A 13,134-nucleotide genomic window follows, 5' to 3' on the forward strand; every position below is an offset into this window, starting at 1 on the left:
GGGTGAAACCGGAAGTCAGGGCAGCGGGTCGAAACGCGGATCGCGCTCGGGCGGCTTTTCTGCCTTCTCCGGCGACCCGCCCTTCTTGCCCTTCGTCGATTTCGCGGCGGCCGGCGCGCCTTCGGCTCCCGCCTTCGCGGCCTTGATCGCCTTCACCTTGGCGGCGCGCGTCTTGCGCGTCTCCTGGAAGGCCTTCGGCGGATCGATCACCGGTTCGTCGAAACGCGCATCCGGATCCTCGACCGGCGGCGCCTGCAGCGCCGCCACATGCTCGTAGATGGCGCGGATCAGCGGCTCGCAGCCCTCGCGCGTCAGCGCGGAAATCTCAAACACCGGCCCCTTCCACTTGTAGCGCTTCACGAAGTCCTTGACCCGCGCGGCGCGCTCCTCGGCCGGCACCATGTCGAGCTTGTTCAGCACCAGCCAGCGCGGCTTCTCATAGAGCGCCTCGTCGTACTTCTTCAGCTCCTTGACGATGGCCTTGGCCTCCGCGACCGGGTCGACGTCCGGATTGAACGGCGCCAGATCGACCACGTGCAGCAGCACCCGGGTGCGCTGCAGATGGCGCAGGAACTGGTGACCAAGGCCGGCGCCTTCGGCGGCACCCTCGATCAGGCCGGGGATGTCGGCGATGACGAAGCTCTTCTCCGGCGCGACGCGCACGACACCCAGGTTCGGATAGAGCGTGGTGAACGGGTAGTCGGCAATCTTGGGCCGGGCGTTGGAGACGGCCGCGATCAGCGTCGACTTGCCGGCATTGGGCTGCCCGAGCAGGCCGACGTCGGCCAGCACGCGCAACTCCATCTTGACCTTCTTCACTTCGCCGGGCCAGCCGGGCGTCTTCTGCCGCGGCGCGCGGTTGGTGCTGGTCTTGAAGTGCAGGTTGCCGAACCCGCCGTCGCCGCCCTTGGCCAGCAGCACCGGCACGTCCGGCTCGAGCAACTCGGCGATGATCTCGTCGGTTTCCAGATCACGCACGATGGTGCCGACGGGCACCTTGAGGATGATGTCTTCGGCCGCGGCGCCAAATTGGTCCGAGCCTCGGCCGGCTTCCCCATTGCGCGCCTCGTGACGGCGCGCGTAGCGGTAGTCGATCAACGTGTTGAGGTTGCGGTCGGCCATCGCGTAGACACTGCCTCCGCGGCCGCCGTCGCCGCCATCCGGGCCGCCGAAGGGGATGAACTTCTCGCGGCGGAAGCTGGCGCAACCCGCGCCGCCGTTGCCGGCAGCGATATCAATGGTGGCTTCGTCAACGAACTTCATGGATGGCCTTCAGTCCCGGAGCCGGGCTATCGTAATTCACGCCCTCGCGCTCCCGCGCGAGCTCATGCTTTGAATCGGGGCGAGTCAGGTTTCGCCGGAGCTCGCGGTCGGCGCGGACCTCGCGGCGTGGCGAGTTCCGAAAAAGCAAAGCCCCGGGCGAAGCCGGGGCTCTGCGTCCGCCGAGCGCGGGAGGATCACCCCCGCGACGCGGCGTCAGGACATCAACAAGCTCAGATCGCCGTGACGACGACGGTCGAGCGGTTGTTTTCGCCCTTGACGGCGAAGGACACCGTGCCGTCGATCAGCGCGAACAGCGTGTGGTCCTTGCCCATGCCCACGTTGGTGCCGGCGTGGAACTTCGTGCCGCGTTGGCGGACGATGATCGAGCCTGCCGAGACGGTCTGGCCGCCGTACACCTTGACGCCAAGCATCTTCGGCTTCGAGTCGCGGCCGTTTCGTGTCGAGCCGCCGCCCTTTTTCTGTGCCATGGATTACTCCTTGATCAGATTACGAGAGAGTCAGGGGATCAGCCGTTGACCGCGCTGATTTCCAGCTCGGTGAACGTCTGGCGATGGCCTTGGCTCTTCTTGTAGTGCTTGCGACGACGCAGCTTGAAGATGCGCACCTTGTCGTGCTTGCCATGAGCCACCACGGTGGCCTTGACGCTGGCGCCAGCAACCAAGGGAGTCCCGATCTTCAGGTCAGCGCCGTTTCCGACAGCCAGCACCTGGTCAATCACGATCTCTTGGCCAACTTCCGCAGCAATCTGTTCTACCTTGATCTTTTCGCCAGCAGCAACCTTGTATTGCTTGCCACCGGTTTTTATGACCGCGTACATATCAGCCCTTTCACATGCGAGCGGACCACGAGAGACTCGCCGACCGCCCAAGAAAAAACACCGCATGGAGATGCGGAGCCCGAGAATGTAGCACAGGCATGCCGCCGGACGCAAACCCGGGGTGCCCGCAAAGCCCGCAGCCATGGGCCTTCACGCCCTCCCGCGTGCGGTTCGCCATGAACGCGGCGCCTTTCGCCACGCGGCGCTCGCGCTGTGCGAAGGCGGCGACGGCGCGGTCCGGGATACGCCCGCGCCTTCCTATAATCCGCGCTTCCCCTCACAGTGAGTCCAGAGTGCAGCCCATGGCCTCTACCCCAGTTGCCGAGGTCCTCGAGGCGCTGAACGCGCAGATGAATGAAGTCGACGCCGTGATCGCACAACGGCTTCGCTCCGACGTCGCGCTGATCAATCAGATCTCCGCTTACATCATTCATGCCGGCGGCAAGCGGATGCGGCCGAAGCTGGTGCTGATGTTCGCCAACGCTCTGGGCGCCGACTCCCCCGCCAGCCGGGAACTGGCGGCCGTGGTGGAGTTCATCCACACTGCGACGCTGCTACACGACGACGTCGTGGACGAATCCGCGCTGCGCCGCGGCAAGCAGACCGCCAACGCGCTGTTCGGCAATGCCGCCAGCGTGCTGGTCGGCGACTTCCTTTACTCGCGCGCCTTCCAGATGATGGTCTCGGTGAACCGCATGCGGGTGCTCGAGGTGCTGGCCGACGCGACCAATGTGATCGCCGAGGGCGAGGTCCTGCAGTTGATGAACATGCATGACCCGGATGTCGCCGTCGACAACTACCTGCGTGTCATCCGCTACAAGACCGCCAAGCTGTTCGAGGCCAGCGCGCGTCTGGGCGCAGTGCTCGCCGACGCGCCGGCCGAACTGGAGGAGGCATGCGCCGGCTACGGTCGCTCGCTGGGCACGGCCTTCCAACTGATCGACGATGCGCTTGATTACGAAGGCACCAGCGAGGCGCTCGGCAAGAACGTGGGCGACGATCTGCGTGAAGGCAAACCCACGCTGCCGCTGCTGATCGCCATGGAGCGCGGCACGCCCGACGATCGCGCACTCATCCGGCACGCGATCGAGCACGGCGAGGTCGAGCGCCTGCAGGACATCGTCGGCATCGTGCGCCGCACCGGCGCCCTGGAGGCGACCCGCGAGGCGGCTCGCGCGGAGGTCGCACAGGCGAGACAACATTTGTCGGCACTCCCTCTTTCCAAGTGGAAAGAAAGCCTGCTAGAATTTGCGGCTCAGTCGGTGGAGAGAAGTTCTTGAACAGAATCTCGATCGAATGACCAAAACGGGGTGTAGCTTAGCCTGGTAGAGCGCTACGTTCGGGACGTAGAGGCCGGAGGTTCGAATCCTCTCACCCCGACCAGGATTCAATGAAAAGCCCAAGTGGATCACCCACTTGGGCTTTTTCTTTGTCTGGGCTTTTCCTTGTCCGATCGAAGCCCGACCTGCGCGCCAGCGCCTTGCCCGGCCTTCGATGTCACCCCGACATCGCATCGTTGGAAGTCCGACAGGACGCGCGCTGCGTCGCTCCCTACATTCACGTCCCCGGCCACGGCTCGCGGGACCCATCTCCTTGAGCCAGCCGAATGCCATTCGTGTTGTCAAGGAATCCATCATGCGAGGACGCCGCTCTCCCATCTCGTTGCCTGCTCTCGATGCCGGCGCACCCTCCCGCCTGCTGATCGCGGCACTGATCGCCGCGGCGTTCGTCCCCCACGAGGCCTTCGCGTCATGCACCGTGAAGACCGGCGCCTGGCTGCAGGCCAGTGATGGCTCGACGTGCTCCGCCGCAGGCGGCAGCTATTCGGGCGCTGGCGCGGCATCTGGCACGGGCGTTCTGTCCTCGCTGAACGGCGCAGCGATCAATGCGCCGTCCGCGGTCTCCATGCTGCTGTCGGGCAACGCGATATCCGGTGTCTACGCCGCCGGGCCCGGCTCGCAGATTGGCCTGCAACAAGGCGCCACCATCGGCCGAACCGGCGTCAACGGGGCCGGCAACCTGGGGCTCGTCGCAGCCGCGGGCGCGTCCATCACCGTCGACGGACCGCTGTCGATCACGCTGCCCGATGGCTCGGGTAATCATGGCGTGCTGGCCCAGGATGCCGGCAGCACGATCACACTCAACGGCGCGAGCCAGATCACGATGGGCAGCGGCGGCGCCTACTCGCCGGGCTTGCGCGCGATCAGCGGAACCCTGATCGCCAACGGCGATGTCACCGTCAGCACGATGGGCGATTCGAGGTCCGACGCCGTTGTCGCCGACACCGCAGGCGCCGTCACATTGAACGGCGGACTGAACCTCAGCGCCAGTGGGCTCCAGGCGTCGGGCCTGAAGGTGAAGACGGCGGGCACCATCACCTACAACGGCCCAGCCGAGATCACCGTGAACGGCGTCAACGGATCCGGCATCCGGACGGTGACGGGCGGCATCGTGAATGCAGGCGCAACGTCAACCACCACCATCACCGTCAGCAGCGTCAATGGCCAGGGCATCTCCGCGAGAGACAGCGGCTCGCAAGTGAATCTGGCTGGCGCGATGACGATCAGCGTCAGCGGCGCCACGCAGGCGGACACTCCCGCGGGCAATCCCGAAGCGTATGCGGCCGGTCTGCTGGCCGACGTGGGTGGCGCGATCAGCGCAACGGGCACGCTGCAGATCAACACGACCGACACCACCAGCTACGGCGCACTGCTCATCGGCGACAACGCCGCCATCGCCGCGACCGGCGGCGGCACGATCCGGGCGGCGGGCGTCGCCATCGGTTTCACCCCCGGCGCCTCGCAGCAAGCTCGCTTTGACCGCTTCGTCATCAGCAACACCTCGGGCGATCTCATCCGTGTCGACGGCGCCTCGGGTGGCGCACTCTCGTTGAACGACACCACGGCAAGCGCCATCGACGGGCAGCATCTGCTCAACGCCATCAACGGCAGCACGTTCACCGCGACGGCAAGTCGCAGCACCTTGAACGGCAGTGTCTCCGCCGATGCCTCGAGCTCGCTGAACCTGCGGCTGCTCGAATCGTCACGCCTCGCGGGCGGCATCGCGGGTGCCCGTCTCGCCGTCGACCGCACGAGTCAATGGACGATGACCGCCGACTCCACCTTGAGCGGCCTCGAACTCGCGGGCCACATCGCGATGCCGTCGTCCGCAGAGGTCTTCTCGCCCCACACGCTCACCGTCACCGGCGACTGGGCCGGCCAGGGCGGCACGGTGCAACTTCGCAGCGCGTTGGGCGATTCCGGCTCGCCGACCGATCGCATCGTGGTCAATGGCGGCACGGCAAGCGGCCACACCACGCTGCAGATCACCAACGTCGGCGGTCTGGGCGCACCGACTTCCGGCGACGGCATCCGGATCGTCGAAGCCATCAATGGCGCCACGACGACAGCGCAGACCACCAAGGACGCGTTCGCGCTGGATGGCGGTCATGTGGACGCCGGCGCCTACAGGTACGAACTTCACGCGGCCGACGCGGCGGGCGCTGGTCAGGACTGGTATCTGCGCTCCACGTATCGGACCGACGTGCCGGTCTACGCCGCACTGCCGGCGCAGCTGCGCCAGGCCGACATGACGATGCTGGGCAATCTTCACCGCCGGATGGGCGACGAAACGGGCGACCACGCCGGTCGCCGCACCTGGGCACGGGCCCTGCACAGCGACCTCGACATCCGCCAGACCGGCGACGCCGCTCCGCGAAGCCGGGATCACGTCTCCGGCATGCAGGCCGGCACCGATCTGCTGGCGAACGCCGCATGGCGCGCGGGCGTCTTCTTCGGTCTGATGGACAGCCGGGCGGACGTGGATGGCCGGTTCGGCGAGACCGATGGACGCGCCGGCACCACCCGCCTGCAATTGCGTCATCTGGGTGGCTACGCGACGTGGAGCGGTACCGACGGCATCTACGCCGATGGCGTGCTGCAACTGGGAAGCCATCGCTACCAGGTGCGCCCCGGCGATGACACGAACTCCTCCGTTCGTGCTGGCGGGATCACCGCCTCCGTCGAAGCCGGCAAGGCCTTCCCCGTCTCCATCGGGTGGAGCGTCGAACCCCAAGCCCAGTTGATCTATCAGAAGAGCCGCTTCGACGACGCGCAGATCAGCGGCGCCACGGTGCGGCAGGCGGTCGAAGGCCGGTGGACGGGACGGCTGGGCCTGCGCCTCAAAGGCGAGATGGCGACCAGCGCCGGCCGCCTGCAACCCTACGCGCGCCTCAACCTGTACCGCACGAGCGGCGGACGCGACCTCACGAGCTTCGCCGGTCCGGCGTGGACGACCGACGTCGCGACCAACGGCGGCGGCGCCGCCACCGAACTCGCGGCGGGCTTCACGCTGACCCTCTCTCCGTCCGCCAGCGTCTACGGCGAGTTGGGGCGCCTCGCCGCCAGTGGGGGCGGGTCGCGGATCAACGCCTCGCCGCAGGGCAGCGTGGGTCTGACGTTCCACTGGTAGACGCTCCGCCGGAAGGCCTCCCCTTCGCACATTTCGCGCTCAATTTCCAGTGCCCAACGCCGAAATTGCACGAAGCGTGTAACTTCATCGAATGCCCGGGAGCACCCTGCCGCCACCCCTCCGTCCATGGGGGTAAAGTGAGGGGTTCCTCCCGGCTCACCGCCGGCCTACGGCAAGACCAACCCGATGGCGATATCCGTGGACACCACATTGGCCGAACCCCCTCAGTCCGCCCTGTCCGGCGTTGCGCGCGTGCTGGTGCATGCCGGCAAGCTCAAGCCACAGGCCGCCGAGGACCTGGTCAAGCTCGCCCGTGAGAAGAAAACCAGCTTCGTCAATGCCGTCATCGGCTCCGGCGGCGTGTCCCCGACCGACCTGGCCCACACGCTGTCGCACGCGTTGGCGCTGCCGCTGCTGGACCTGAGCGCCGTCGATGCGCACAAGCTCCCGCAGAACATCATCGATGCCAAGCTGGCCGCGCAGTACCAGGTCGTGGTGCTGGCGCGCCGGGGCAATCGCTTGTTCATCGGCGGCGCGGATCCGACCGAGCAGGAGGTCGTCGAACGCATCAAGTTCGCGACGCAGCTGACTCCGGAATGGATCATCGTCGAGCACGACAAGCTGGTGAAGCTGCTCGGCATCTCGGCGGCCTCGGCGTCGGAAGCGCTCGAGGCGATCTCCGGCGAGGACTTCGACTTCGACATCGCCGAGGACGACGCACCGCCTCCCGAGGAAACGCAGGACATCACCGACGTGGAGGACGCGCCGGTTGTGCGCTTCCTTCAGAAGATGCTCGTGGACGCCATCAACATGCGGGCGTCGGACCTGCATTTCGAGCCCTTCGAGTACCACTATCGTGTCCGTTTCCGCGTCGACGGGGAACTGCGTGAGATCACGCAGCCGCCGATCGCGATCAAGGACAAGCTGGCGTCGCGGATCAAGGTCATCTCGCGGCTGGACATCTCCGAGAAACGCATCCCCCAGGACGGGCGGATGAAGCTCAAGTTCGGCTCCAAGGCGATCGACTTCCGGGTCTCCACGCTGCCGACGCTGTTCGGCGAGAAGATCGTGATCCGTATCCTGGATCCCTCCTCGGCCAAGCTCGGCATCGAGGCGCTGGGCTACGAGAAGATCGAGAAGGAACGGCTGCTGCAGTGCATCCACCGGCCCTACGGGATGATCCTGGTGACCGGTCCCACGGGCTCGGGCAAGACGGTGTCGCTGTACACCTGCCTGAACATCCTGAACCAGCCCGGCACCAACATCTCGACCGTCGAGGACCCGGCGGAAATCAACCTGCCCGGCATCAACCAGGTCAACGTCAACGACAAGGCGGGGCTGACCTTCTCCGCAGCGCTGAAGGCCTTCCTGCGCCAGGATCCCGACATCATCATGGTCGGCGAAATCCGGGACCTGGAAACCGCGGACATTGCCATCAAGGCCGCGCAGACCGGCCACATGGTGATGTCGACGCTGCACACCAACGACGCGCCGACGACGCTCACCCGTTTGCTGAACATGGGTGTGGCGCCGTTCAACATCGCGTCGAGCGTGCTGCTGATCACCGCGCAGCGCCTGGCGCGGCGGCTGTGCGAGAACTGCAAGGCGCCGGCCGACTATCCGCGCGACGCGCTGCTGCGCGCCGGCTTCGCGGAGAGCGATCTGGACGGCAGCTGGAAGCCTTACCGCGCGGTGGGCTGCTCAAGTTGCAACAATGGTTATCGGGGACGTGTCGGCCTTTACCAAGTGATGCCCATCAGCGAGGCAATCCAGCGGATCATCCTGTCCGAGGGAACGGCCATGGACATTGCCGAGCAGGCGCGCGCGGATGGCGTGCGCGATCTGCGGCAGTCGGGGCTGGTGAAGGTCCGGGCGGGCGTCACGACACTGGAAGAGGTGCTGGCGGCCACCAACGAATGAGGCCAGGCGGATGACGCGGCGCTCGCGGGCGCCGCGTTTGCGCGTCTGGCATCGGGCCACCGGGACCGTTCGAACGAGTCAAAGATTGGGAGCGCCGGTCAACCGGCGCGACGGCAGGAGGTGATATGGCAACGACCACCGCGAGCGGCAGGAGCTCTTCCAAGGGCATCAAGGAATTCGTCTTCGAATGGGAAGGCAAGGACCGCAACGGCAAGATCGTCCGCGGTGAGATGCGCGCCGGCGGCGAGGCCGTCATCAGCGCCTCGCTGCGCCGCCAGGGCATCCTGGTCACGAAGGTCAAGAAGCGCCGCAGTTCAGGCGGCAAGTCCATCAAGCAGAAGGACATCGCCGTCTTCACGCGCCAGTTGGCGACGATGATGCGCGCCGGCGTGCCCCTGCTGCAGGCCTTCGACATCGTGGCGCGGGGCTCGCCGAACCCGCGGCTGACCAAGCTGCTGACCGACATCCGGCAGGATGTCGAGACCGGCACTTCGCTGTCGGCCGCCTTCCGCAAGCACCCGCTCTACTTCGACGCGCTGTACTGCAACCTGGTCGAGGCCGGCGAGCAGGGCGGCATCCTGGAAGCGCTGCTGGATCGCCTGGCGATCTACCAGGAAAAGACCGTCGCGCTGAAGGGCAAGATCAAGTCGGCACTGACCTACCCGATCGCGGTGATGATCGTGGCCTTCGTCGTGACCGCCGTGATCATGATCTTCGTCATCCCGGCCTTCAAGGACGTGTTCAAGTCCTTCGGCGCGGACCTCCCCGCTCCCACGCTGTTCGTGATGGCGATGTCGGAGATCTTCGTCGCGTACTGGTGGCTGATCTTCGGCGTGATCGGCGGCGGCCTCTATTTCTTCTTTCAGAGCTGGAAACGCTCGGAGAAGATGCAGAAGTTCATGGACCGGCTGCTGCTGAAAGTCCCCATCTTCGGACAGCTGATCTACAAGTCGGCGGTGGCCCGCTGGACGCGCACGCTGGCGACGATGTTCGCCGCAGGTGTGCCGCTGGTCGAAGCGCTCGACTCCGTCGGCGGCGCCTCGGGCAATGCGGTGTTCGTCGAGGCGACGGAGAAGATCCAGCGCGACGTGTCGACCGGCGCCTCGCTGACCACCTCGATGCAGACCACCGGCATTTTCCCGATCATGGTGCTGCAGATGGCATCGATCGGCGAGGAGTCCGGATCGCTGGATCACATGCTGGGCAAGGCGGCCGACTTCTACGAAGAAGAAGTGGACGACGCGGTGAAGGCGCTGTCCAGCCTGATGGAGCCGCTGATCATCGTCTTCCTCGGCGGCTTGATCGGTGGCATCGTCGTCTCGATGTACTTGCCGATCTTCAAGCTGGGCGCGGTGGTCTAAGTGCTGGACCAGCCTCTGCTGGAAGCGCTGCTCTCGCCCGCGTACCTCGGCCTCATCGGCCTGTGCGTGGGCAGCTTCCTGAACGTGGTGATCTACCGGCTGCCGGTGATGCTGCAGCGCACCTGGCTGTCCGACTGCGCCGATCAGCTGTCGCAGGAGGACGACCTGCGCACGCACGCCGGACTCGACGCGGCCCAGGCCCAGCGGCTGGCCGCGTCCGCCGTGCCGCTGCGCGAGGCACTCGATCGGCTCCCGGTTTTTTCGCTGATCCGCCCGGCATCCCGCTGCCCACATTGCGGCCACGGGCTGCGCTGGCACGAGAACCTGCCGGTCCTTGGCTGGCTGCGGCTGGGCGGCAAGTGCGCCTCGTGCAAGGCCCCGATTTCCAAGCGCTATCCCTTCGTCGAACTGCTGACCGGCCTGTTGTTCGCCGGTGTCGCGTGGCGCTTCGGCGCCCAGCCGGCGACGCTGCTGTATTGCGGCTTCGCCGCGGCGCTGGTGGCGCTGGCCGGCATCGATTGGGACACGACGCTGCTGCCCGACAGCATCAACCAGCCGCTGCTCTGGGCTGGCCTGATCGCCGCCTATGCCCAGTGGATTCCGGTCTCGCTGCAGGATGCGCTGATCGGCGCGGTGGTGGGCTATCTGGCGCTGTGGACGATCTACTGGGTCTTCAAGCTGGCGACCGGCAAGGAAGGCATGGGCTACGGCGATTTCAAGCTGCTGGCCGCGTTGGGTGCCTGGCTGGGCTGGCAGATGGTGCTGCCGGTGGCCTTGTTCGCATCGCTGATCGGCGCCTTCGTCGGCATCGGCCTGAAGATGAGCGGCGGTCTGCGCGAGGGCCGCTATGTGCCCTTCGGCCCCTTCCTCGCCGGAGGCGGACTGGCGGTGCTGCTGACCGGGACCACGCGCGTGGCCGCATGGCTCGGCCTGCAGCCGGTCTGATCGTTCTCGCGGCCCATCCACCGTGCGCATCGGCCTGACCGGCGGCATCGGCAGCGGCAAGAGCACCGTTGCGGCGGCGCTGGTCGAGCTCGGAGGCGCGCTGCTGGTGGACACGGATGCCATCTCGCGCGCGCTGACCGTCCCGGGGGGCGCGGCGATGGCGGCGATCGAGGCGCGCTTCGGCCCGGCTTTCGTCTCCGCAGACGGCGCGCTGGATCGCGCCGCGATGCGCGACCTGGCCTTCCGCGACCCCACAGCCAAGCAGGCGCTCGAAGCCATCCTGCACCCGATGATTGGCGCCGAGACAACCCGCCAGGCCGCGCTCGCGGCGCCAGGCCAGCGGGTGGTGTTCGATGTCCCCCTGCTGGTCGAGTCCGGCCGCTGGCGCCGTCTGGTGGACCGCGTCCTGGTCGTGGACTGCCGCGAGGAGACACAGATCGCGCGCGTCATGGCGCGGTCGGGCCTGAGCGAGGCGGCCGTGCGGGCCATCCTCGCCCAGCAGGCCACGCGCACTCAGCGGCGCGCCGCCGCCGACGCCGTGATCCATAACGAGGGGCTCACGCTGCCTGAACTCCATCAAGAGCTCAGGGATCTGCTCGCCAGTCCCTTGTTCTGACCACCCCTGCCCCGATCGGGGTGATGCGCCGGCATGCTGTGGAACAATGGCCGCTTGCCGCAAAGGGATGGTCGACTTGGTCCTCTACGAATACCCGTTCAACGAGAGCATCCGCACGATGCTCAGGCTCGAACACCTGTTCGATCGGCTGGGACAGCTGATGGCGCGAGACACCGCGCTGGATCACCACTACGCGCTCGCCACCATCTTCGAAGTGATGGACGTCGCGTCGCGCGCCGACTTGAAAGCGGACCTGCTCAAGGAACTGGAGCGCCATCGCACCCAATTCAACGGCTACCGGGGCAACCCGGCGGTCTCGGAAGCGGTGCTGGACGAGGTGGTCGGCCGCATCGACGCCGCGTTCGACAAGCTCAACCAGCTCCCCGGCAAGGCCGGCCACGCGCTCACGACCCATGAATGGCTGATGAGCATCCGCAGCCGCATCTCCATCCCCGGCGGCACCTGCGAGTTCGACCTGCCCGCCTACTACGCCTGGCAGCAGTTGCTGCCGGTGCGGCGGCGCAATGACCTGATGCAGTGGGCGCAGACCTTGATGCCGATGGCCGAGGCGCTGAACGTGCTGCTGGGCCTGCTGCGCGACAGCGGCTCGCCGCACAAGGTGGCGGCCCACGCCGGTCAGTACCAGCAAAGCCTGCCGCCCGGACGCAGCTTCCAGTTGCTGCGCATGCGCATCGACCCCAGCCTGGGCCTGGTCCCGGAGATCAGCGGCCACCGCCTGATGGTCTCGATCCGGCTGATGCGCCAGGACGAAGACGGGCGCTTGAAACCGGCACCCGTCGACGCCACCTTCGAACTCACCCTGTGTTCCTGACAGCCGTATCGTCATGACCGAGCGATTCATCCCCGCCACTGCGGCGCCGCGCATCGTCCCCTGCCCGACCTGTGGCGGCGACAGCCTGTTCTCGCCGGACAACCTCTGGCGTCCGTTCTGCAGCGAGCGCTGCCGCCAGATCGACCTGGGCCATTGGTCCGACGAGTCCTTCCGCGTGGCCGCGCCGCCCACCACCGTCGACGAGGACGACGCCTCCAAATGAAGACACCGGCCGTCAGGCCGGTGCTTCATTGAGCGCCTCAGGCGGGCAGCAACGCGCGCCGCACGAGATCCTGGCGAGCAAGCTCCGGCGTCGTGAACAGGTGGGTGTGCCACCCGAGTTCCTTCGCCGCGGCGATGTTGGCCGGATGGTCGTCGAGGAAGAGCAGCTCGTCCGCCTTCGCGCCGAACTGCGCGAGCGCCAGATCGAAGATGGCCTTCGACGGCTTGGACTGCTTCACCCGGCCCGAGAACACGCCCGACACGAACCACTCCTTCAGCGGGAAGGTCTGCTCGAGGTAATCCGCGTACGGTTCCGGCATGTTCGACAGGAAGTGCAGCGTGTGCCCCTGCGCCTTCAGCTCGCGGATCAAGGCGGCCGTGCCTTCGATCAGCTTGAGCTCCGACGGCACCGCATCCATCACCGCCACGATCTCCTCGCGCGGCCAGCCGGTGCGGGCGTGGATGCGATCGGCGGTCGTCGGCGCGTCGATCAACCCCTGGTCGAAGGCGCCCCAGTCGCCGCTGTAGGCCTGGAAGAAATGCTTGGCGATCTCGGCGCCTTCGATCTCATCGGGAACGCGATGGGCCCAGACCCGGGCCAGGAAACTCGGCGGGTGCCAATGGAACAGCACCGCGCCGAAGTCGAACACGATCTTCATCTATGGGG

Annotated in this window: 12 protein-coding genes and 1 tRNA gene; 9 read left to right on the forward strand and 4 right to left on the reverse strand. The window is 66.7% G+C overall.

Translation table 11 applies throughout. The annotated features are described in order from the left end of the window. Positions 1-15: 15 nt before the first annotated feature. The 3 genes from cgtA to rplU all read right to left on the reverse strand — a co-directional run bounded on the left by cgtA (position 16) and on the right by rplU (position 2,101). Entirely contained in the window at positions 16-1,263 is a 1,248-nt protein-coding gene (cgtA, locus tag ABDW61_RS03970) for an Obg family GTPase CgtA (RefSeq protein WP_343636423.1), read from the reverse strand. 230 nt (positions 1,264-1,493) lie between these two features. Beyond that, positions 1,494-1,751 carry a 50S ribosomal protein L27 gene (rpmA, locus tag ABDW61_RS03975; protein WP_343636425.1) on the reverse strand — a complete coding sequence of 86 codons (258 nt, stop codon included), beginning with the start codon at positions 1,749-1,751 and terminating at the stop codon, positions 1,494-1,496. Between the two features lie 38 nt (positions 1,752-1,789). After that, positions 1,790-2,101: a 50S ribosomal protein L21 gene (gene rplU, locus ABDW61_RS03980; RefSeq protein WP_067065598.1), complete on the reverse strand. Its 312-nt coding sequence runs from the start codon at positions 2,099-2,101 to the stop codon at positions 1,790-1,792. Between the two features lie 302 nt (positions 2,102-2,403). On the opposite strand from rplU, the gene ABDW61_RS03985 reads away from it, so the two are divergent. From ABDW61_RS03985 to ABDW61_RS04025, 9 genes are all read left to right on the forward strand, one after another. Continuing rightward, positions 2,404-3,381: a polyprenyl synthetase family protein gene (locus ABDW61_RS03985; RefSeq protein ID WP_343636897.1), complete on the forward strand. Its 978-nt coding sequence runs from the start codon at positions 2,404-2,406 to the stop codon at positions 3,379-3,381. Positions 3,382-3,407: 26 nt separating this feature from the next. After that, positions 3,408-3,484 (forward strand) — tRNA-Pro (locus ABDW61_RS03990). Between the two features lie 210 nt (positions 3,485-3,694). Then, positions 3,695-6,571: an autotransporter outer membrane beta-barrel domain-containing protein gene (locus tag ABDW61_RS03995; protein ID WP_343636427.1), complete on the forward strand. Its 2,877-nt coding sequence runs from the start codon at positions 3,695-3,697 to the stop codon at positions 6,569-6,571. Positions 6,572-6,757: 186 nt separating this feature from the next. Continuing rightward, entirely contained in the window at positions 6,758-8,491 is a 1,734-nt protein-coding gene (pilB, locus tag ABDW61_RS04000; protein WP_343636429.1) for a type IV-A pilus assembly ATPase PilB, read from the forward strand. A 125-nt stretch (positions 8,492-8,616) separates the two neighbouring features. Continuing rightward, complete coding sequence (locus tag ABDW61_RS04005) at positions 8,617-9,852, forward strand: type II secretion system F family protein (RefSeq protein ID WP_343636430.1); 1,236 nt, start codon at positions 8,617-8,619, stop codon at positions 9,850-9,852. Then, positions 9,853-10,797 (forward strand): A24 family peptidase, encoded by a 945-nt coding sequence (locus tag ABDW61_RS04010; RefSeq protein ID WP_343636431.1) that lies wholly within the window; start codon positions 9,853-9,855, stop codon positions 10,795-10,797. Positions 10,798-10,819: 22 nt separating this feature from the next. Beyond that, the gene (coaE, locus tag ABDW61_RS04015; RefSeq protein ID WP_343636432.1) at positions 10,820-11,413 is read left to right on the forward strand and encodes a dephospho-CoA kinase; all 594 of its coding nucleotides are present in this window, start codon (positions 10,820-10,822) and stop codon (positions 11,411-11,413) included. Positions 11,414-11,489: 76 nt separating this feature from the next. After that, positions 11,490-12,245 (forward strand): cell division protein ZapD, encoded by a 756-nt coding sequence (gene zapD / locus ABDW61_RS04020; protein WP_343636899.1) that lies wholly within the window; start codon positions 11,490-11,492, stop codon positions 12,243-12,245. A 13-nt stretch (positions 12,246-12,258) separates the two neighbouring features. Next, on the forward strand, positions 12,259-12,468 hold the full coding sequence (locus ABDW61_RS04025) for a DNA gyrase inhibitor YacG (protein ID WP_343636435.1): 210 nt from the start codon (positions 12,259-12,261) through the stop codon (positions 12,466-12,468). Between the two features lie 37 nt (positions 12,469-12,505). Here ABDW61_RS04025 and ABDW61_RS04030 read toward each other — a convergent pair whose 3' ends face one another. Beyond that, entirely contained in the window at positions 12,506-13,126 is a 621-nt protein-coding gene (locus tag ABDW61_RS04030) for an HAD family phosphatase (RefSeq protein WP_343636437.1), read from the reverse strand. Positions 13,127-13,134: the final 8 nt, after the last annotated feature.

It is taken from the genome of Roseateles sp. (genome assembly GCF_039595595.1).
Classification (GTDB): Bacteria; Pseudomonadota; Gammaproteobacteria; order Burkholderiales; family Burkholderiaceae_C; genus Roseateles.